This window comes from Bradyrhizobium sp. AZCC 1693 (genome assembly GCF_036924745.1).
In the GTDB taxonomy this organism is placed as follows: Bacteria; Pseudomonadota; Alphaproteobacteria; order Rhizobiales; family Xanthobacteraceae; genus Bradyrhizobium.
In genome coordinates, this window is sequence record NZ_JAZHSD010000001.1 from 1,104,753 (window position 1) to 1,125,909 (window position 21,157).

At 63.4% G+C, this 21,157-nt stretch carries 19 protein-coding genes; 8 read left to right on the forward strand and 11 right to left on the reverse strand.

What is annotated here, in order from left to right:
* The first annotated feature begins 40 nt into the window (after positions 1-40).
* Entirely contained in the window at positions 41-1,270 is a 1,230-nt protein-coding gene (locus V1293_RS05470; RefSeq protein WP_334507375.1) for a cyclopropane-fatty-acyl-phospholipid synthase family protein, read from the forward strand.
* An 88-nt stretch (positions 1,271-1,358) separates the two neighbouring features.
* Positions 1,359-2,399, forward strand: a complete 1,041-nt coding sequence (locus V1293_RS05475) for a cysteine synthase A (protein WP_334507377.1) — start codon at positions 1,359-1,361, stop codon at positions 2,397-2,399.
* A 69-nt stretch (positions 2,400-2,468) separates the two neighbouring features.
* Here the strand turns inward: V1293_RS05475 and V1293_RS05480 are convergent, their stop codons facing one another.
* From V1293_RS05480 to V1293_RS05495, 4 genes are read right to left on the reverse strand one after another with little or no spacing between them, the layout of a single operon-like run.
* Positions 2,469-3,212: an amino acid ABC transporter ATP-binding protein gene (locus tag V1293_RS05480; RefSeq protein ID WP_334480680.1), complete on the reverse strand. Its 744-nt coding sequence runs from the start codon at positions 3,210-3,212 to the stop codon at positions 2,469-2,471.
* 10 nt (positions 3,213-3,222) lie between these two features.
* A complete protein-coding gene (locus tag V1293_RS05485; RefSeq protein ID WP_334507379.1) occupies positions 3,223-4,746 on the reverse strand; it encodes an amino acid ABC transporter permease in 1,524 nt (507 codons plus the stop codon).
* On the reverse strand, positions 4,746-5,948 hold the full coding sequence (locus V1293_RS05490) for an amino acid ABC transporter permease (RefSeq protein WP_334507382.1): 1,203 nt from the start codon (positions 5,946-5,948) through the stop codon (positions 4,746-4,748). The genes V1293_RS05485 and V1293_RS05490 overlap by 1 nt, the downstream gene beginning before the upstream one ends.
* A gap of 23 nt (positions 5,949-5,971) precedes the next feature.
* Positions 5,972-6,988 carry an amino acid ABC transporter substrate-binding protein gene (locus V1293_RS05495; RefSeq protein WP_334507384.1) on the reverse strand — a complete coding sequence of 339 codons (1,017 nt, stop codon included), beginning with the start codon at positions 6,986-6,988 and terminating at the stop codon, positions 5,972-5,974.
* Positions 6,989-7,324: 336 nt separating this feature from the next.
* Here V1293_RS05495 and metC point away from each other — a divergent pair, with 336 nt between their 5' ends.
* Positions 7,325-8,518: a cystathionine beta-lyase gene (gene metC / locus V1293_RS05500; protein ID WP_334507387.1), complete on the forward strand. Its 1,194-nt coding sequence runs from the start codon at positions 7,325-7,327 to the stop codon at positions 8,516-8,518.
* 9 nt (positions 8,519-8,527) lie between these two features.
* On the opposite strand, the gene V1293_RS05505 is transcribed toward metC, so the two are convergent.
* The 6 genes from V1293_RS05505 to V1293_RS05530 are packed head-to-tail and all read right to left on the reverse strand — an operon-like array spanning position 8,528 to position 14,694.
* Complete coding sequence (locus V1293_RS05505) at positions 8,528-9,559, reverse strand: 4-hydroxythreonine-4-phosphate dehydrogenase PdxA (protein ID WP_334507389.1); 1,032 nt, start codon at positions 9,557-9,559, stop codon at positions 8,528-8,530.
* Positions 9,556-11,082, reverse strand: coding sequence for a tripartite tricarboxylate transporter permease (locus V1293_RS05510; RefSeq protein ID WP_334507392.1), 1,527 nt, complete (start codon positions 11,080-11,082; stop codon positions 9,556-9,558). Before V1293_RS05510 ends, V1293_RS05505 begins: the two co-directional genes overlap by 4 nt.
* A gap of 11 nt (positions 11,083-11,093) precedes the next feature.
* On the reverse strand, positions 11,094-11,576 hold the full coding sequence (locus V1293_RS05515; protein ID WP_334507394.1) for a tripartite tricarboxylate transporter TctB family protein: 483 nt from the start codon (positions 11,574-11,576) through the stop codon (positions 11,094-11,096).
* Between the two features lie 11 nt (positions 11,577-11,587).
* Complete coding sequence (locus V1293_RS05520; protein ID WP_334507396.1) at positions 11,588-12,577, reverse strand: Bug family tripartite tricarboxylate transporter substrate binding protein; 990 nt, start codon at positions 12,575-12,577, stop codon at positions 11,588-11,590.
* Positions 12,578-12,628: 51 nt separating this feature from the next.
* Positions 12,629-13,882: a CaiB/BaiF CoA transferase family protein gene (locus tag V1293_RS05525; protein ID WP_334507398.1), complete on the reverse strand. Its 1,254-nt coding sequence runs from the start codon at positions 13,880-13,882 to the stop codon at positions 12,629-12,631.
* Between the two features lie 8 nt (positions 13,883-13,890).
* Positions 13,891-14,694: an enoyl-CoA hydratase/isomerase family protein gene (locus V1293_RS05530; RefSeq protein WP_334507400.1), complete on the reverse strand. Its 804-nt coding sequence runs from the start codon at positions 14,692-14,694 to the stop codon at positions 13,891-13,893.
* 126 nt (positions 14,695-14,820) lie between these two features.
* On the opposite strand from V1293_RS05530, the gene V1293_RS05535 reads away from it, so the two are divergent.
* The 5 genes from V1293_RS05535 (at position 14,821) to V1293_RS05555 (ending at position 20,100) form a co-directional block, all read left to right on the forward strand.
* Positions 14,821-15,483, forward strand: a complete 663-nt coding sequence (locus V1293_RS05535; protein ID WP_334507401.1) for a GntR family transcriptional regulator — start codon at positions 14,821-14,823, stop codon at positions 15,481-15,483.
* A 280-nt stretch (positions 15,484-15,763) separates the two neighbouring features.
* The gene (gene cpaB, locus V1293_RS05540; protein WP_334507402.1) at positions 15,764-16,558 is read left to right on the forward strand and encodes a Flp pilus assembly protein CpaB; all 795 of its coding nucleotides are present in this window, start codon (positions 15,764-15,766) and stop codon (positions 16,556-16,558) included.
* Positions 16,559-16,575: 17 nt separating this feature from the next.
* Positions 16,576-18,045 carry a type II and III secretion system protein family protein gene (locus V1293_RS05545; RefSeq protein WP_442894210.1) on the forward strand — a complete coding sequence of 490 codons (1,470 nt, stop codon included), beginning with the start codon at positions 16,576-16,578 and terminating at the stop codon, positions 18,043-18,045.
* 40 nt (positions 18,046-18,085) lie between these two features.
* A complete protein-coding gene (locus V1293_RS05550) occupies positions 18,086-18,820 on the forward strand; it encodes a CpaD family pilus assembly protein (protein WP_334507404.1) in 735 nt (244 codons plus the stop codon).
* Positions 18,817-20,100 (forward strand): AAA family ATPase, encoded by a 1,284-nt coding sequence (locus V1293_RS05555; RefSeq protein ID WP_334507405.1) that lies wholly within the window; start codon positions 18,817-18,819, stop codon positions 20,098-20,100. Before V1293_RS05550 ends, V1293_RS05555 begins: the two co-directional genes overlap by 4 nt.
* A 120-nt stretch (positions 20,101-20,220) precedes the next feature.
* Here the strand turns inward: V1293_RS05555 and V1293_RS05560 are convergent, their stop codons facing one another.
* Positions 20,221-21,048: a tetratricopeptide repeat protein gene (locus V1293_RS05560; protein WP_334507406.1), complete on the reverse strand. Its 828-nt coding sequence runs from the start codon at positions 21,046-21,048 to the stop codon at positions 20,221-20,223.
* Positions 21,049-21,157: the final 109 nt, after the last annotated feature.

Consider the following 21,157-nt stretch of genomic DNA (forward strand, 5'->3'; position numbering starts at 1 on the left):
CCATGCGAGGCCGGGTAAACCGCCATTCGATGGATCGCCCATGTCCGAGTTGATTTCGGTCACATCGGAAACCGTAGACGCGACGTTTCCGGAATTGCCGCGCCTGGTCCGGCTGGCGCTGGGCTTTGGTTCAAAGCTGCAACACGGCACGCTCGACGTAACGCTGGCCGATGGCCGCATGGTCCGGCTCGGCGGCAACGGTCCCGGACCCGCCGCGGCCATGACAATCTATGATTACGGCTTCGCCTCGCGGCTGCTGCGCGGCGGCGACATCGGTATCGCAGAAGCCTATTTGCGCGGCGAATGGGACACGCCCGACCTCACGCAATTCCTCTATCTGTTCTGCGTCAATCAGGACTGGATGCAGACCATGCTGGTCGGCAACCCGCTGACACGCGCTTTCCAGGCCGTCAGGCATTGGCTCAACCGCAATACGAAGCGGCAGGCCCGCCGCAACATCTATGCGCATTACGACATCGGCAACGCCTTCTATTCGGCGTGGCTCGATCCCAGCATGACCTATTCGTCGGCCCTGTTCGAGGACGATACCCCCGACTTAACCGCAGCCCAGCACAACAAATACCGCCGGCTGGCCGAGGCTATCGATCTGCGGCCCGGTCAGAAGCTTTTGGAGATCGGCTGCGGATGGGGCGGCTTTGCCGAATACGCAGCCAAGACGTTCGGCGCCAAAGTCGTCGGGCTCACCATCAGCAAGGAGCAGCGCGATTTCGCGCAGGCGCGCATTCAAAACGCCGGGCTCAGTGACAAGGTCGAGATCAAGCTGCAGGATTATCGCGACGAGCGCGATCGCTATGACCGCATCGCCTCGATCGAGATGATCGAGGCGGTCGGCGAGCAATTCTGGCCGAAATATTTTTCACAGTTGCGCGACCGCCTGCTGCCCGGTGGGCTGGCCGGCATCCAGGCGATCACGATCCAGGACAGCCTGTTCCAGACCTATCGCCGCGAAGTCGATTTCATCCAGCGCTACGTGTTTCCGGGCGGCATGCTGCCCTCGCCGCAGATCCTGAAAACGCTCGGCGAGCGCTTCGGCGTTCCCGTCATCCGCGAGCGCATTTTCGGGCAAGATTATGCCAGGACGCTTGCGATCTGGCGAAGCAATTTCCGCGCGGCCTGGCCCAACCTGACACCGTCAGGCTTCGACGACCGTTTCCGGCGGCTTTGGGAATACTATCTCGCTTATTGCGAGGCGGGGTTCCTGTCCGGAAATATCGACGTGCGTCAGGTGGTGTTTGCGAAATCGAGCTAACCGCCCTGCCCCAACGCTGGCTTGTATGCCCTGCGGCGGTCCTTTAGGGTCGCCCAACGATTGGGCAAACAACCGGCAATTTCAAAACATGGCCTTCAACAAAGACGTCATCGAAGCGATCGGCAACACGCCCCTCATCAAGCTCAACCGCGCTTCCGAGCTGACCGGCTGCACCATTCTCGGCAAGGCCGAATTCATGAACCCCGGCCAGTCGGTCAAGGACCGCGCGGGCAAATGGATGATCCTGGAGGCCGAGAAACGTGGCGACCTCAAGCCCGGCGGGCTGGTGGTGGAATCGACCGCGGGCAATACCGGTATCGGTCTCGCCGTCGTCGCCAACGCGCGCGGTTACCGGACCTTGATCCTGATCCCGGAAACGCAGAGCAAGGAAAAGAAGGACATGCTGCGGCTGTGCGGCGCCGAGCTGATCGAAGTACCGGCGCTGCCCTATTCCAATCCGAACAACTATCAGCATGTCGGGCGGCGGCTGGCCGCCCAGCTTCGCAAGACCGAGCCGAACGGCGTCTTGTTCGCCGACCAGTGGAACAATCTCGACAATGCCAAGGCGCATTACGAGTCCACTGGACCGGAGATCTGGGAGCAGACCGGCGGCAAGATCGACGGCTTCATCTGCTCGGTCGGCACCGGCGGCACCCTGGCCGGCGCCAGCCGCTATCTAAAGGAAAAGCACCCGGGTATCGTCAACGCCTGCGCCGATCCGCACGGCTTTGCGATGTACGAGCTGTTCAAGCACGGCACCGCCAAATCGACGCCGGGCGACTCGATCACCGAAGGCATCGGGCTCGGCCGCGTCACCCCGATCATCGAGACCGCTGTTGTCGACGACGCTTTCCTGATTTCGGACGAGGAAGCCGTAACGGTGATCTACGAATTGCTCGAGCACGAAGGCCTGTGCCTCGGCGGCTCGACCGGCATCAACGTGGCCGGCGCGATCCGGCTTGCGAAGCAGCTCGGGCCCGGCAAAACCATCGTCACCATCCTCGCCGACTCCGGCAACCGCTATCAGTCAAAGCTGTTCAATCCGGAATTCATGCGCTCGAAGAACCTGCCGGTGCCGGCATGGCTGGAAAAGCGCACCCAGATCGACGTGCCGTTCGAGAAGGTTTAGGAGGCGAATTGCGAGTAGCGAATGGAAATCCCCTATTCGCTATTCGCCACTCACCATTCGCCCACTGCCCTAATGCCGCAAAATCTGGCTCAGGAACAGCTTGGTCCGCGCGTGCTGCGGGTTGGCGAAGAATTCCTGCGGCGTGTTTGACTCGATCACCTGCCCCGCGTCCATGAACACGACGCGGTTGGCAACTTCGCGGGCAAATCCCATTTCGTGGGTGACGACCAGCATGGTCATGCCTTCCCTGGCGAGATCGACCATGGTGTCGAGCACTTCCTTGACCATTTCGGGATCGAGCGCCGAGGTCGGCTCGTCGAACAGCATCACCTTCGGGTTCATGGTCAGCGCGCGAGCGATCGCGACGCGCTGCTGCTGACCGCCCGACATCTGGCCCGGATATTTGTTGGCCTGATGCGGGATCTTGACCCGCTCCAAAAATTTCATCGCGGTCGCTTCGGCATCCTTTTTCGGAATGTTGCGCACCCAGATCGGCGCCAGCGTGCAGTTCTCCAGCACGGTCAGATGCGGAAACAGGTTAAAACTCTGGAACACCATGCCGACCTCGCGCCGGACTTCGTCCACGCGCCGCAGGTTCGGACCCAATTCGATGCCCTCGACGACGATCTGACCTTCCTGGAATTCCTCCAGCGCGTTGATGCAGCGGATCAGGGTCGACTTGCCCGAGCCCGAAGGACCGCAGATCACGATGCGCTCACCCTTGGAGACATCGAGGTTGATGTCGCGCAGGACGTGAAACTCGCCGTACCATTTATTGAGGCCCTGTATGCCAACGATCGAGTCTGTGCTCATGGTCCCACACTCAGTTGCGGCGATGCGCGTTCAGCCTGTTCTCGACGAACAGGGAGTAACGCGACATGCCAAAGCAGAAGACGAAATAGATGATCCCGGTGAACGCAAAACCGGTGAACAACGTGGTCGGCGTCGACCAGTTTGGATCGGAAAACGACGCGCGCAACGATCCCAACAGATCGAACAGCGCGACGATCGAAACCAGCGAGGTGTCCTTGAACAGGCTGATGAAGCTGTTGACGAGGTTGGGGATGACGTGGCGCAACGCCTGCGGCATCACGACCAGCGCCGTGGTCTTGCCCCAGGACAGGCCGAGCGCGCTCGCCGCCTCACCCTGCCCGCGCGGGATCGCTTGCAGGCCGCCGCGGATGTTTTCGGCCTGGTAGGCGCCGGTAAACAGCGCGATCCCGATCAGGGCGCGCACCAATCCGTCGATGGTGAAACCGGTCGGGACGAACAGCGGCAACATATAGGTTGCGAAGAACAGCACCGTGATCAGCGGAACTCCGCGCCAGAACTCGATGAAGGAGATCGAGAAAATCCGGATCAGCGGAATCGACGAACGCCGCCCGAGCGCGAGCGCAATGCCGACCGGCATCGACGCGACGATGCCGGTAACCGACACCACGAGCGTTACCAGCAGGCCGCCCCACAGCCGCGTGTCGACGACAGGCAATCCGCCCCGGTCGAGCCCCATCACCGCGATGACGATGCCGATACCGGCGAAAATCGCAAGACAATTGACCAGCAGACGTAAACCGTCGCGTTTGCCGGCGCCCAACCAGAACACCAAAGCGGAAGCGATAATGGTGGTAAGCACAAAATCCGCCCACACCGGACGGCCAAAGGCCTGGATCTGGTCGCGCAGCCAGGTCAGCGGCAGCAGTACCCATCCAATCAGCGTGCTCACCAGCACGATCAGTTTTCCGAGCAGCCACAGCAACGGCCCGATCACAGCCGTCGTCTCGCCCGCGGCCGCGAGCTTGCGCCCGCCGTCGCCAATGCTGTCGTTGAAGCCCGACAGAATGCCGGCTGTCCAGCTCACGCCAAGCCCGCCCAGCCCGCCGCCATGCAGCAGGAAGAAGGCTATGACGGGCAATGCGCCAAAGAAAAGCCCGGCATTGAGGCCCTTGGCCGGCAGCCGCGGAATCAGCAGCGGCAGCAGCAGGATAGCCGCAAGAATGAAGGTCAGGTCAACCCGCCACCGTTCCTGTTCCGGATAGAATCCGTAAATGAACTGCGAGAACTTCGCTTGAATGAACGGCCAGCAGGCGCCGACCACATGCCCGGCATTTTCAGCGAGACAGGCGGTGCGATCCTTGCCGGTCCAGACGGCATCCACCAGCAGGAACCGCAGCGAGGGCACGAAGATGAACCAGAGCAGCAGCGCGCTGACGATCGTGATCAGGATGTTGGTCGGCGAATTGAACAGGCGCGTGCGCAGGAAGCCGACAAAGCCCGTAGTCTTCACCGGTGCTGGGCGTTCGGCGACGAGGTCCTGGCGGACAAAGCCGGATGGTGTGGTGCCGCTCATCAGCCCATACTCCGGCTGATACGCCAACTGTAGAAACTCATGATCGCGCTCGTCACCAGCGAAATCAGCAGATAGACGCCCATGGTAATGCCGATGATCTCGATCGCCTGCCCGGTCTGGCTCAGCGTCGTGCCTGCGAACACCGACACCAGGTCGGGATAACCGATCCCAACCGCCAGCGAAGAGTTTTTGGTCAGGTTGAGATACTGGTTGGTCAGCGGCGGCAGGATCACGCGCAGCGCCTGCGGGATCACGATCAGCCGCAGCACCGAACCGCGCTGCAGGCCGAGCGAGGAGCCGGCTTCCATCTGCCCCTTATGCACGGACAGAATGCCGGCCCGCACGATCTCGGCGATAAAGGCCGCCGTGTAGGTGGATAGCGCCAGCGTCAGCGCGACGAATTCAGGAATGACCCGCGAGCCGCCGGCGAAGTTGAAGCCTTTGAGTACCGGCACTTCAAACGTGACGGGTAGACCAAAGATCAGCGCGCTGGCCAGCGGCAGGCCGACGATCATGCCGAGCGCATAGGGCCAGACCTTGATCACCTTGCCGCTCTGGAATAGTTGCCGGCGGGAGTAACGCCACAGCACAATCGCCGCCACGATCGCCAACAACAGCGCAACCACAAACGGCTCGAACCCGGGCGTGCCGATCGGCTTCGGAATCACCAGACCGCGGTTACTCAGGAAGAAACTGTCAAAAACCGAGATGCTCTGCCGCGGATTGGGCAATGCGGCGAGCACGGCGAGATACCAGAACAGGATCTGGAACAAGAGCGGCAGGTTGCGGATCAGTTCGACGTAGCCGCCCGAAATCCGCGACAGCAGCCAGTTCGGCGACAGCCGGCCAAGGGCGACAAGGAATCCGATCAGCGTCGCAAAGAAGATGCCGATGACCGAGACCAGCAGCGTGTTGAGCAAGCCGACCAGAAAGACGCGCGTGTAGGGATCGGATCCCGAATACGGGATCAGGCTCTGGCTGACGTCAAAGCCCGCATTGTTGGCAAGGAAGCCGAAGCCCGCGGTGATCCGCTGCGCCTGCAGATTGGCGCGGGCATTGGCGACGATCTCGTAGGCAATCCAGGACAGCGCCGCGACGAACAGGATCTGGACGACAAAGCCGCTCCAGCCTGCACTTCCACCGAGCAGCCGCTGCAGTTTGGCAACAAACTGCGACGGTGGTTTTCGGGGTTCGATGGCCATCGCAGCCGCCCTCGTGCCGGCGATCAGCGGATCGGCGGCGCGTACTGGATACCGCCCTTGTTCCACAGCGCGTTGAGGCCCCGGGCAATTCCGAGCTTGGAGCCGGAGCCGACGTTGCGGTCGAAGGCCTCGCCGTAATTGCCGACGGCCTTCACGATCCGCGACACCCAATCCTTGGTCAGGCCGAGCTGTTCACCGAGATTGCCGTCGGTCCCGAACACCCGTTTCATCTCCGGTTTGTCCGATTTGGCCATCTCATCGACGTTCTTCTGGGTAACGCCGAGTTCTTCGGCGGTGACCATTGCGAACAGCGTCCACTTCACGATGTCAAACCACTGGTCGTCGCCATGGCGCACCATCGGGCCCAGCGGCTCCTTCGAAATGACTTCCGGAAGCACGACGTGATCGGCCGGGTTGGCAAGCTTCAAACGGTCGGCATAGAGGCCGGACACGTCGGTGGTGAAGACGTCGCAGCGTCCGGACTCGTAAGCCTTGACGGCTTCGTCGTTGGTACCGAACGCGATCACCTCGTACTTCATGTTGTTGCCTTTGAAGTAGTCGGCGAGGTTCTGCTCGGTCGTGGTGCCGGTCTGCACGCAAACGGACGCGCTGTTCAGTTCCAACGCCGAATTCACCTTGAGCGACTTCTTCACCATAAAGCCCTGACCGTCATAATAGGTGACGCCGGTGAAGTTGGCGCCCAGCGACGTATCGCGCGACAGCGTCCAGGTGGTGTTGCGGGACAGCACGTCGATTTCGCCGGATTGCAGCGCCGTGAAGCGGTCCTTGGCCGACAGCGGCACGAACTTGATCTTGGAGGCGTCGTTGAAAATGGCCGCCGCGATCGCCCGGCAAACATCGACGTCGAGCCCGGTCCAGTTACCCTTGTCGTCCGGAGACGAGAAACCCGGCAGGCCCTGGCCGACGCCGCAGGACAACATGCCCCGGTCCTTGACCGCCTTGAGGGTTTGCGCCGAGGCGGCCTGGGCCGAGAGACCGGCGGCCAGGGCAAGGGTAACAACCAGAGATACGCGTTTCATGAGCAAGGCCTTTCAAGGGGATCGTCGGGGACCGTTTTTTAGGCAACGCCTCACGTTGTGGGCCAACCTGCTGATCCCCCGCTGAAAAGCGTCATCCTGACCGTGCATTTGACGTGCCATTCCGGTCAGGCCATGGATCTGATATCGCGGCAGGCCCCTCAACTTGCAGCGACTGTTAGTTGGCGCGTATCTCAGAACGACTGGCGTGCCGGGTCAAGGGGTTGACTGCCGTCTTGTGTGTCTTGTTATTAACGGACCCGGCCTCGCCCCGCCTCCCGGCGGTGTTTTCGCGATCAAGTTGTGGCTGCGGCATAACGTCTTGGATAATGCAAACGCATGAGCTTTTCGAACGACGGCCCGTCCAACCCGCAAAAAGCCGAAACCCGACTGGTCACCGCCGGCCGCGACACCAAGGGACAACGGGGGTTCGTCAACCCGGCGGTCTTCCACGGTTCGACCGTGCTCTATCCAACTGCCGAGGACCTGCACGCCCACCGCGCCGAATTCTCCTACGGGCGTCACGGCTCTCCGACCACGCGCGCGCTGCAGGACGTGCTGATGTCGCTGGAAGGCCCTCAATGCGCCGGCGTCGGGCTGACGCCGTCGGGACTCGCCGCCATCACCACCACCCTGCTCTCGGTGCTGAAGGCCGGCGACCATCTGCTGGTGACCGACAACGTCTACCGCCCCTCGCGCAATTTCTGCAACGGCATGCTGGCCCGCTACGGCGTCGAGGTCGGCTATTTCGATCCGCTGGTCGGCGCTGGAATTGAAAAGCTGTTCAAGCCCAACACCAGGGCGGTGCTGGTCGAGGCGCCCGGCTCGCAGTCGTTTGAAATGAGCGACATTCCCGCCATTGCCGAAGTCGCGCATGCAAAGGGTGCGCTCGTCATCGACGACAACACCTGGGCGACGCCGTTGTTTCACCGCTCGCTCGACCAGGGCGTCGACATCAGCATGCAGGCCGCCACCAAATATATCGGCGGCCATTCCGACATCATGTTCGGCACGATTTCGGCGAACGCCAAGGCGTGGCCGCTGATTGCCGAGGGCATCCGCCTGCTCGGCGTCTGCGCCGGGCCCGACGACGTGTTCCTGGCGCTGCGCGGCACCCGCACGCTTTCGGTGCGGCTCGCGCAGCATTATCGCGCGGGCCTCGAAATGGCGCGCTGGCTCGCCGACCGTGCCGAAGTGCTGCAGGTCTTGCATCCGGCGCTCGAAAGCCACCCGGGTCATGCGATCTGGAAGCGCGACTTCACCGGCGCCTCCGGCCTGTTCAGCATCGTGTTGAAGCCGGTGCCGCAGAAGGCGGTCGACGCCCTGCTCGATACCGTGAAGCTGTTCGGCATGGGCTTTTCGTGGGGCGGCTTCGAAAGCCTCATCATTCCGTTCGACTGCAATGAATATCGCACCGCGACCAAATGGTCCCCCGGCGGGCCGACGCTGCGGCTCCACATCGGCCTGGAGAATGTCGACGACCTCAAGGCCGATCTCGAGCGTGGTTTTGCGGCGCTGAACGCCGCCGCTTAAGCGGGCACCTCACGCGGCCCGATTTCCGGCCCTGGCCGCGCCCGCCATCTCCGCCGCGAGCAACAAAGCCGCCCGGCTGGCGCCAATCGAGGCGACGCCCTGGCCTGCGATGTCATAGGCCGTGCCATGCGCCGGCGTGCAGATCGGAAACGGGAAGCCGCCCAGGATCGTCACCCCGCGATCGAAGCCCATCAGCTTCATCGCGATCTGGCCCTGGTCGTGGTACATCGTCAGCACCGCATCAAAGGCGCCGTTCTTGGCGCGCAGGAAAACCGTGTCGGCCGGAAACGGCCCTTCCACGGCTATTCCTTCGGCCCGGCCGGCCATCACGGCGGGTTCGATCACATCGATCTCCTCGCGGCCGAAATTGCCGCCGTCGCCGGCATGCGGGTTGAGCCCGGCCACCGCGATGCGGGGCTCGGCAAAGCCGGCCCGCCGCATGCAGGCATCAGTCAGTTTCAGCGCGCGATGGATGCGTTCGACGGAGAGCCGTGAGGCCACGTCCCTGAGCGCGATGTGCGAGGTGACGCGGGCATTCCAGAGCCTGTCGAGCACGTTGAATTCGCTGGCCGGCGTTTTCAGGCCGGCGATCTCGGCGGAGAACGCAATCTCGTCGTCATACTCCGCACGCGCGAGCCGCATCGCCTTCTTGTTGAACGGCGTGAAGCAGACCGCATCCGCCTGCCCATCGCGCGCCAGCGTGAGCGCGCGACGATAGTTCTCCAGCGCGAACGCGCCGCCGGCCCGGCTGGCGACACCACGGTCGATGGTCGCGGGATCGAGATGGCCAAGATCGATAAAGGCGGCGTCCCCGGCGATGGATCGAGGGTCCGCCGCCGGCGCCACATTCGGCAGGTCCACCTTGACACCGGCCACACGCGCGCCTTCGTCAAAAACGCGGCGGTCCCCGATCACGATCAGGCGTGCGCGGGAGCGGATTTCGTCGAGGCAGGTGAGCTTCGCGGTCAGCTCCGGGCTGATGCCGGCGGGGTCTCCCATTGCCAGCGCAATCAGCGGCTTGCCGAGGCTGTGCACGTTCATATGATCCTCACCTTTTCATGAGCGGCTTCGTCCGGCTTTCGCAGCAGGCGCGCGATCTGCAGGGCGAGCGGAAGCGCCAACAACGCCACCCCGGCCAGGACGAGGGTTGTTACCAGCGGGTTCGCAAAGAATATCCCGAGCGATCCCTTCGACATCAGCATGGCCTGCCGAAAGGCGTCCTCGGCCTTGTCGCCGATCACGATCGCAAGCACCAACGGGGCCAGCGGATAGTGCAGCTTCTTGAACAGATAGCCGACGACACCGAAGCCGAGCATCAAGACGACGTCGAGATAGGAATTCGAGACCGAATAGGCGCCGACGACGCAGATGATGACGATCAGGGGTGCGATGACGGCGAAGGGAATGCGCATCAGGGCGGCAAACACCGGAACGGTGAGCAGCACGAGCGCAACCGCAACGATGTTGCCGACATACATCGAGGCGATCAGCCCCCAGACGAAATCCTTCTGATCGACGAACAGCATCGGTCCGGGGTTCAATCCCCAGATCATCAGCCCGCCCATCATGACGGCGGCCGTCGCCGAGCCGGGAATGCCGAGCGAGAGCATCGGCAATAGCGCGCTGGTGCCCGCGGCATGATCAGCGGTCTCCGGCGCGATGATGCCCTCGGCCTCGCCGCTGCCGAAACGCGCGCCATGGCGCGAGAAGCGCTTGGCGATGCCATAGCTCATGAAGGAAGCGGCGGTCGGACCGCCCGGCGTAATGCCCATCCAGCAGCCAATGGCGGCACTGCGCAGCAGCGCAACGCCGTGGTGCGGCAAACGGGCCAGCGCTCGGAACACTTCCTTCCAATCGACCCTCGACGATACCGCGCGGGCCTGGAACTCCTCCTCCACCGCAATCAGCAATTCGCCGATGCCGAACAGCCCCATGACGGCGACGACGAAGCTGACGCCCTTCACCAGCTCGTCGATACCCATGGTGAGCCGCACGCTGCCCGAGACCGTATCGATGCCGATCGCAGCGATGGCAAAACCGATCGCGAGCGCCACCAATGTCTTGACCGGCGCCGCACCGCCCATGCCGACGAAACTGGAGAAGGCGAGGAAATAGACCGCGAAGTATTCGGGTGGTCCGAAGGCGAGCGCCACCTGCGCTACCCAGGACGCCAGAAACGTAATCAGAATCACGCCAACAAGCGCGCCGAACGCCGCCGAGCCGAAGGCAGTGGCCAGCGCCGTCGTCGGCCGGCCGTCGCGCGCCATCGGATAGCCGTCGAAGGTGGTGGCAACCGACGAAGGTTCGCCCGGGATGTTAAACAGGATCGACGTCACCGAGCCGCCGAACAGCGCGCCCCAATACATGCTCGAAAGCAGGATGATCGCCGACACCGGCTGCATGCCGAAGGTCAGCGGCAGCAACAGCGACACCCCGTTCGGCGCACCCAGGCCCGGCAGAACGCCGACGAGAATGCCGAGCAGGACGCCGATCACCATCAGCGTCAGGTGCGGAACGGTGACCGCGATGGTGAAACCATGCAGCAGCGATTGAAGGTTTTCCATCGCCCGTCCCTTCAGAAACCGAACGCGGCGCCGAGCGCGCCGTGCGGCAGCGACACCTGGAACATGCGCTCGAACACGACGTAAAGCGCAAGCGGCGTAGCCACGGCGATGACAAGCGCGCGAACAACCGATTGCCGTTTCGGCAGCGCCAGTACCGCGAAAACATAGCCCGCCGATGCGACGTACATCCCAACCATGGGAATGACGGCAACGAAAATCGCGGCAGGAATGAACAACCCGGCGAGGCGGCCCAACTCGGATGCCGTCACGGCCACCCTGACAATTGCGAGGGTGCCACGTCCGAGCGCGCCCTGCCCCATGTTGTAAAGGCTGCCGAGCGCGATGATGATTCCGGTCAGGAAAGGAAACGTGCCGGCATCGACGCCGGCGCTCGACCAGCCGATGCCGTTGTCGATGCTGGATACGACAACCACGACGCCGAAGATTCCGGTCAGCGCCGCCGTGGATATCTCAAGCGCACGTCGTGATATCATCGCGGCCCGCCCTACTTCACCAGCCAACCCTGTTCGCCCGCGACCTGCTTGACGTGTTCGAGATCCTGCTTGATGAAATCGTCGAACGCAGCGCCGGTCAGGAAGGTGTCGACCTGCGAGGTCTTCTCGATGTAGTCCTTCCATTCGGATGTCGCCTGCACCTTCTTCATCAGATCGATGTAGAACGCCGCCTGCTCCGGGCTGACCTTGCCGGGCAGCCACACGGTTCGCGGCTGCTCATATTGCGAGATCGCCAGCCCCTGTTCGACGCAGGTCGGCACGTCGCTCCAGCCCTCGGTAGTGGTGACCTTCGGCCCCTGCGGCAGCCGCTTCGGGCTGAAGGCACAGAGCGGGCGCTGGGTACTGCCGCGCCATTGCCCAAGGCTCTCGGAGGGATTGTTGACGTGGGCATCGATATGGCCACCGGCCAGTTGCACGGCAGCCTCGGCGCCGCTCTTGAAGGGGATGTAGGTGAATTTGACGCGCGCCGCCTTCTCGATCATCCGCGTCAGTACCTCGTCGGTATCCTTGGACTGCGCGCCACCCATCTTGAATTCGGTCGCGGCCGCCGCCTTGAGGAAGTCGCCCGCTGTCTTGTAGGGCGCGTCCTGTTTCACCCACAGCAGGAATTCGTCCTGCGCCATGGCGGCAATCGGGGTCAGATCGGTGTAGTTGAAGGCGACCCTGGAGACGAGCGGTTGCTGCCACGCGTTCGAGGTGCCGAAGATCACCTTGTAGGGATCGCCGGCGGACGCCTTGCCGTAGACATAGCCTTCCGCGCCGCTGCCGCCGCCCTTGTTGACGACCACGACCGGCTGATCGGTCAGTTTGTATTTGGTGACGATGCTCTGGACCGCGCGCGCGAGATTGTCGGTGCCGCCGCCCGGCCCCGCGGTGGCGACGAACTCGATCGGCTTCTGCGGCTGCCATGCGGCGGCTGGAATCGCGCCCGCGAGCATGAGCCCCGTCGTGGACAGCAGGAGTTTTGCAGCGATCTTCATGGTTTCCTCCGGGTGGGCATTTTTTGTTTCGTTGGTATTTTCGTTTTCTTGTCAGGCGACCAGATCCTTGCGGCCGGCCGAGGCGGCAACGATCGCGCCCTCCCGCTCGAACGTGTCGATCTGGGCCTGGTCGAAACCATGTTCGCGCAGCACCTCGCGCGTATGCTCGCCATAGACGGGCGCGCCCGAACGCACCTTGCCGGGCGTCGCCGAGAATTTGACCGGCAGCCCGATCGTCTTCACCGGTCCGAGCGTCGAATGCTCGATCTCGACCACCATGTCGCGTGCGAGTGTCTGCGGATCGTTCAGCGCTTCCAGCATGTCGTGAACCGGGCCGCAGGGCACGCCCTTCTCGTCAAGTGCCGCCAGCCAATGCGCCCGCGTCTGCTTGCGGAAGCGGGCGCTCAGTTCGGATTCGAGCTCCTTCAAATGCGCCATGCGATCGGAGCCGTTGACGAAGCGCGGGTCGGAGGCCAGTTCCTGCGCGCCTAGCGCTTCCAGCATCAGCAGCCAATGCTTCTTGTTGGCGCCGCCGACCACGAGCCAGCCGTCGGACGCCTCGAACGCTTGATACGGCGCGTTGAGCGGATGGGCCGAGCCCATGGCGCGCGGCGCCACATTGCTGGCGAGCGCAATCGTCGACTGCCAATAGGTCTGAACCAGCGCCGCCTCGTAGAGCGATGTCTCCACCCATTGCCCTTCGCCGGTCTTGAGCCGGTGCGAATAGGCGGCCAGGATGCCCATGCTGGCCAGGAGTCCGGCCGTGATATCGGACAGCGGCGGACCGCATTTGACCGGCGGACCGTCCGGCCGTTCGCCGGTGAAACTCATGATCCCGCTCATCGCCTGGGCGACCAGATCGAAGCCGCGGCGATGCTTGTATGGCCCGGTGCGGCCGAAACCGGACAGCGAGCAATAGATCAGCGCCGGAAAATCCTTGTGCAGATCCTCATAGCCGAAGCCGAGCCGCTCCATCGCGCCCGGCGCGAAATTCTCGACCAGCACGTCGGCGCCTGATATCAGCCGCCGCAGCACTTCCTTGCCGCCCGCGGTCTTCAGGTCGAGCACGATGCCGCGCTTGTTGCGGTTCATCATCAGGAAGGAAGCCGCCTCGTCACCGATCTTTGGCGGCACCGAATGCCGCGTGTCGTCGCCATTCGGCGATTTCTCGATCTTGATGACGTCAGCGCCCATGTCGGCGAGCATCAGGGTGCAGGTCGGCCCCGCCATCACGTGGGTGAGATCGATGACCTTGAGACCGGCAAGCGGTCCTGAACGCTGTGTCTTGTCGTTTTGAACGGACATGCGGGCTCCTATTGGCCACGCCATTGCGGCGCGCGCTTGGTGAGAAACGCGTCGAGCCCTTCGTGGAAATCCTGGCTGGTGTAGCACATCAGAATCAGGTCCTCGCCCTCCTCGCGCGTCAGCCGTTTCTGCAACCGTGCGACCGCCTGCTTGGTCGCGCTCAAAGTCAGCGGCGCGTTGCCGGCAACGAGCCTTGCGACCTCATCGGCGCGCGTGTCGAGCGCGGCCAGATCATCGACGACTTCGTTAAGCAGCCCCACGGCGGCCGCCTCCCCGGCTTCGACAAGACGTGCGGTAAAGATCAGATCCTTGACACGCGCCGGGCCGATCAATGCGGTAATGCGGCTGACATTCGACATCGACAGGCAATTGCCGAGCGTGCGCGCGATCGGAAACCCCATCCGCGTGCTCTTCGTGCCGATCCGCAGATCGCAACTGGCCGCGATGCCAGCGCCGCCGCCGGTACAGGCGCCGTTGATGGCGGCAATGGTCGGCACCCGGCATGTTTCGAGAATGCCGAGCACGCGGTCGATGCGGCTCTCATAGTCGAGCGCGTCCTGCGGCGTCTTGAAGGCACGGAACTGGTTGATGTCGGTGCCTGCGGCAAACGCCTTGTCGCCGGCCCCCCGCAGCAGCAGCACCTTGATTGCATGGTCGCGGTTGGCGAGTTCGCATATCTCGGCGAGCCGCTCATACATCTCGAATGTGAAGGCGTTGCGCGCCTGCGGCCGGTTGAAGGTTACCCGGCCGATGCCGTCATCATCGACGGTAAACAGGAGGTCGCCCTCCCGCACCGTTACTCCCTGATCCATGTCACCCGGCCCTTTCTTAATTGATCTTAACTAATTCTGAATGCAAAAATACGATTTATCAAGCTGGAACTCGTCAGAATACGGTGATATAGCCATTTTTGCATTCAAATTGGATTTTTAACGGCGATGCTGCACGAGGAAGTGGTAGGCCGCGTCCGCACCATGCTGCTCGATGGCGAGATTCCGCCGGGCGCGCGGATTCCCGAGCGCGACCTCTGTGAAAAGCTGCAGATTTCGCGTACGCCGCTGCGCGAAGCCCTCAAGGTGCTGGCCGCCGAGGGCCTGGTCCAGTTGCTGCCGAACCGCGGCTCGCGCGCTGCCAGGCTGACCGACAAGGACATGCGCGACCTGTTCGAGGTGTGCCAAGGGCTTGAAGCGCTGGCCGGCGAGCTTGCCTGCGAGCGCATCACCGATGCCGAGATCGCCGACGTCGCCGCCGCCCACGCCGCGATGGTGCGGCACTACGGGGATCGCGACCTCCTGCAGTACTACCGCTGCAACCGCCACATCCACGAGGCGATCATCGCCGCGGCCGGCAACCCGGTGCTGTCTGGCCTCTACGATTCCGTCACGGCCCGCATTCGCCGCGCGCGCTACGTCACGCCAATGACGCCGCAGCGCTGGGCGCTGGCGGTGCAGGAGCACGAAGCGATCCTCAACGCGCTACAACGCCGCGACGGCGTGGGGTTGTCGCATATCCTGCGCGCCCATCTGCGCCACAAGCGCGACGAGGTGTTGCAGGCAGGCTTCGCGGAGATCGAGCCTCAAGATCAGGCGCGCGCCTCGTAGCCGCGCCAGGCCGGATGCCGATCGGCATCCGCATCACACGTCCATCTCCATTGGCGAATTCGACCGCTGACACGCCTGCACCGAGCGGTTCAGGGCTTTTGCGGAGTGGTTTTCTCAAAACGATAACCACCCGTTCACCATGACGGCGAAACCCGCGGTCCAACGCGGCAAAAATTTCACGCCTCAAGTTCCCTTATACCTTTGATGCCTAGTCATACCTCCGGGGATGGCTGTCGTTACCGTGCAGTTGGGGCATCCCTGCGTAAGAGTAGTAAAGCGTATGAATATCGCACGTGTCGTCGTTCTGATCATCGCCTTGAGTGCCGGCGGTGTCGCCGCCTATCTCGCCCGTGGCACGGAAGATAAATCGCCCGTGGCCGAACCGGTCGCGCAGTTGCCGACGGCGGAGATTCTGGTCGCGAAGTCCGACATCGGGCTCGGCCAGCCGGTCAAGCCTGAAGACCTGCAATGGCAGACCTGGCCGGCTTCGGCCGCCGGCAGCAATCTGGTCAACCGCGCCAGCAGGGCCGAGGCCATCAAGGAAATCGCCGGTTCGATCGCACGCTCTCCCTTCATCGCGGGCGAGCCGATCCGTGAGCAGAAGCTGGTCAATGCCAACGGCTCCGGCTTCATGGCGGCCATCCTGCCGACCGGCATGCGGGCGATCTCGACCGAAATCTCGCCGGAAACCGGCGCCGGCGGCTTCATCCTGCCCAACGACCGCGTCGACGTCATTCTCACCAAGCGCGAAAAGACTCCGGGGAGCAGCGGAGGCGACGCCGTCCAATCCGAAATCATTCTCTCCAACATCCGCGTGCTGGCGATCGATCAGGCGCCGAAGGAAAAAGAGGGCATCAACACCCTCGTCGGCCGCACCGTCACGCTCGAACTGAAGCCCGAGCAGGCCGAGACGCTGGCGCGCGCGCGCCAGAGCGGCACGCTGGCGCTCGCACTGCGCAGCATCACGGACGTCAACGCGGCCGAAGGCCGTTCCGAAGATCAGGTTCAAAAACGAAGCGTGAGCGTCAACGTGGTTCGCTACGGGGTCGCCAATCCAACGACGGCACAGAAGTGACCGAAAGGACGTCCGAGATGAAGTTTGGGGAAAATCAGTCAGCGATGCGAACCGTAGCGGCGCGCACCCTGTTATTGTCGGCCGCCGCCGCGCTGACGCTCGCTCCGCTGCTGCCCGTCGTCGCCGCCGAGTCCGACAAGGATCCCGTGACGACCTCCGCCATCGGCCCGGTCAAGATGCGCTTCCTGGCGCTCGGCATCGGCAAGTCGGTGGTCGTCGACCTGCCGCGCGACGTGAAGGATGTGCTGGTTGCCGACCCGAAGATCGCCAACGCCGTCGTTCGTTCCTCGCAACGCGCCTATATCATCGGCGGCGCGGTCGGTCAGACCAACGTCGTGTTTTTCGATGCCGAAGGCCAGCAGGTCGCCTCCTACGACATCGCGGTCAAGCGTGACCTCAACGGTGTGCGCGCCGCGCTGAAGCAGACCCTGCCCGGCATCCAGATCGAGGGCGTCGGCGACAGCGTCGTCCTGACCGGCTCCGTATCCTCTCCAGTCGAGGCCCAGCAAGCCGGCGAGATCGCGGCGCGGCTGGTCGGCGGCGCCGAAAAGGTTGTCAACTCGGTCGTCGTCCGCGGCCGCGACCAGGTGATGCTCAAGGTCACCGTCGCGGAAGTGCGGCGGGACATCGTCAAGCAATTGGGTGTCGATCTCAGTGCCAGCATGAACTACGGCACCGCGGCGGTCGTTTTCAACAATAGCAATCCGTTCACCGCCAACAGTGCTCCGCTCGTCTCCGGCAACGGCTTGGCTGCGGCGGCCTTGAACAAAGCTGGTCTGCCATCGGTCACCGCGACCCTGCGCGCGATGGAGAGCGCGGGCGTGGTGCGGACGCTGGCGGAGCCAAACCTGACGGCGATCTCCGGCGAGTCCGCGACATTCATTTCAGGCGGCGAATTTCCCATTCCGACCGGCGTAACCTGCCAAACGTCGACGACGGGTGTGATCGGACAGTGCGTCCAGACGGTCAGCTTCAAGAAATTCGGCATCTCGCTCAACTTCACCCCGGTGGTGCTAACCGAGGGACGGATCAGCCTGAGGGTGATGACCGAAGTGTCGGAAGTCTCGACCGAAAACGCTTTGCAGGGCGGTGCCGGCGGAACAACGATTCCCTCGATCAAGACGCGTCGCGCGGAAACCACGCTGGAAATTCCGTCCGGCGGCTCGGTCGCGATGGCGGGACTGATCCAGGAACAAACCAAACAGGCCATCAACGGATTGCCCGGCGCGGACCAGATACCGATTCTTGGAGGGCTTTTCAGAAGCCAGGACTACGTCAACCATCAGACCGAGCTGATGGTCATCGTGACGCCCTATGTCGTCCGCGCGGTGGCACAGAAGGAATTGTCGCGGCCCGATGACGGCTTTGCGCCGGCATCCGATTCGCAGTCCGCTTTGCTCGGGCGCATCAACCGGATCTACGGGGTCGCCGCCCGCGTCGATCCCGTCGCCGGGATGCAGGGCAATTTCGGCTTCATCATTGATTGAGACGCAGGACTGTTCACCGAGTGGGGACGAGGACAGAACGATGACAACGAAAATTCCGCTCCATCGCGCCAAGGCCTTGCCGACGCTTGGCGCCCTGCTCGGCCTTTCGGCGGCGCTCGGCGCCTGCGTGCCGCACACCACGGAAATCGTCACCTCCAGCGTTGATTACCGCCACCGTCATCCGATCGCGGTGACCGAAGCCGACCGCTCGATCGTGGTGTTCGTCGGTCATGCCCGCGGCGGCCTCTCCGGGTCGCAACGCACCGACGTCATGGGACTGGCGCAGACCTGGGTGCGTGAAGGCACCGGCGCTGTTATCGCCGATGTCCCGATCGATACGCCGAACGCGCGCGCGGCCGCGGCGTCGTTCCGGGAAATCCAGTCGGTGCTGATGGCGGGCGGCGTGCCCTCGCGCGCCATCACGCTGCGTCACTACCGCCCCGACGATCCCCGTACGCTGCCGACGATCCGGCTCAGCTATCCGAAGATTACAGCCGTGGCCGGACCTTGCGGCCTGTGGCCGCAAGACCTCGGACCGAACATCGACAATGTCGCTTACAGTGAAAATCGCCCGTACCACAATTTCGGCTGCGCCACCCAGCGCAACCTTGCTGCGATGATCGACAATCCTGCCGATCTCGAACAGCCGCGCCCCGAGAGCCCCGCCTATACGCCACGGCGCGATATCGCCTTTGAAAAATACCGCAAGGGCGTTCCGACAGCGACCACCTATCCCGAAGCCGACAAGGCCAAACTCAGCGATTCAGGCAAATGATCAGCCGCGTCTTTCAAAACTCAGACGATCAACTCGACGACACGCCGGCGCAGCCCGAGGAATACATCTCGCCGGCGCCACGCGTATCGGTCCAGGCCTTTTGCGCCAGCGTCGCGATCGCAACCGCCGTGCGCGCGGCGAGCGAAGACCGCCGTCTCGGCAAGGCCCACCTTTCGGTTCACATGGGCGGCCTGGCCGCCGCCATCGAGGCCTACCACACGGCGCCGACTCCGAACGTCATTTTGCTGGAGACCGAAGCCGGCAGGGACATCCTCGAAGGGCTCGATGAACTTGCGACCGTCTGCGACGCAGGAACCCGCGTCGTCGTGATCGGCAACGCCAACGATGTCACGCCCTATCGTGAACTGGTGCGGCGCGGCGTTAGCGACTACGTGACCGGGCCGGTCCAACCGATCGACGTGGTGCGCGCAATCTGCGGTCTTTACGCGGCCTCAGAGGCTGTGGCCGTCGGCCGCATCATCGCCGTGGTCGGCGCCAAGGGCGGCGTCGGCGCCTCCACCGTCGCGCACAACGTGGCCTGGGCGATCGCCCGCGATCTCGCGCTCGATTCCGTCGTGATCGATCTCGACCTTGCCTTCGGCACCGCCAGCCTCGATTACAACCAGGATCCCGTTCAAGGCATCGCCAACGCGGTCTTTCAGCCGGAACGTCCGGACTCCGCCTTCATGGAGCGCCTGCTGGCGAAATGCACCGACCGCCTCGACCTGCTGGCGGCGCCCGCATCATTGGACCAGGTCTATGATTTCGGCGCCGATGCGTTCGATGCGATCTTCGATACGATGCGCATGACCACCCCCTGCATCGTGCTCGACGTCCCCCATCAATGGTCGGCGTGGACCAAGCGCACGCTGGTCGGCGCTGACGACATTCTGATCGTCGCCGAGCCAGATCTCGCCAACATGCGCAACGCCAAGAACATGCTGAACGTGCTGAAGGCGGCGCGGCCCAACGACCGGCCACCGCTCTATTGCCTCAACCAGGTCGGCATGCACAAGCGTCCGGAGATCTCCACGCGCGAATTCGCCAAGGCGATCGAGAGCCAGCCGATCGCGGCCATTCCGTTCGACTCGAAGATGTTCGGCACCGCCGCCAACAACGGCCAGATGATCGCGCAGATATCCGCCAAGCATCGCACCACCCAGATGTTCCTGCAGATGGCGCAGCGCCTGACCGGCCATGCCGTGACCAAGCGATCCCGGACTTCGTTCCTGGCGCCGATCCTCAAGAAACTGCAAGGCACGAAGGCTCGCAGGGCCTGAGCAAGAGCGGCAGCGACCGGGGCCGTTGCCGACTTTTAGCGTTTCCGTTGCGATGGAATCGGAACGGGGCTCTAGATTTCTGATTTGACGCGTTTTCTTGACGCTTCGCTGGAAAACACTCTAGTCGGTGCGTCCGGCGGCCGCGATCGGCATCTTCGCGACTTCGGCTCGCGCATTCTCTTTTTCCTTGCGCGACAATATCTGCTTCAACAGCGCGACATTGGCTGCAGCCTCGGCGGGCGGCAGATCGGCCTTCACGATCTTTTCGGCATCGGCGAAACGGCCCTGCAGGCCAACCACCAGCGCCAGGTTGGCACGTACGCGCGGATCGGTCGGCGCAAGGCCGTGGGCGCGGCGCAGCGTCTCCTCGGCCTTTGGCAGCTCTTTCGAGAGCACGTAGGACAGTCCGAGATTGGACAGCACCGACGGCTGGCCGGGCACGATCTTCAGCGCGCTCGAATAATATTGCCGTGCCTCCTCGTAGCGGCCGAGCTGGTCCAGTGTCGCTCCCTGCGCCGAGAGCAGCCGCCAATCGGGATCGTCGGGGCTGTGGGCACGGCCGAGCACGTCGAAGGCCTGCTGGAAATTGCCGTTGTCCGCCAGCGCGCGGCCGTAGGCGGCGAGCAGCAGCTTGTTGCCGGGATGGGCGATGGTGGCCTGTTCGAGCACCGCAACCGCCTGCGCCCGCTGTCCTGACGCGCGCAGCGCCTTGCCGTATTTCAGCGCGGCGTCAGCATCCTTCGGATTGGCGCGATAGCGTTCCTGGTAGAGCTCGGCGTCGCGGCGCGGATCGCTGGCGCGGCCGGTGTCGGCCTTCTCGTCGATCGAGCCGGTAATGTCCGATAGTCCCGAGGTCTGGCAAGCGCCAAGCCCCAACGCCAGGATCAGGGTCGATGTGCACGCAAGAAGTCGCGCAACGCGGGATGGATAGAGCAACTTCTGTCGCATGTAGCTGGACTCACGGCGGGCAACTGTCCAGGAACACTCACAGCTTAACCCTAAGTTCAGGTTAAGTTCGCCCACTTTTGCGGTAATCGGTGACCTTTGCGGCCCGCTA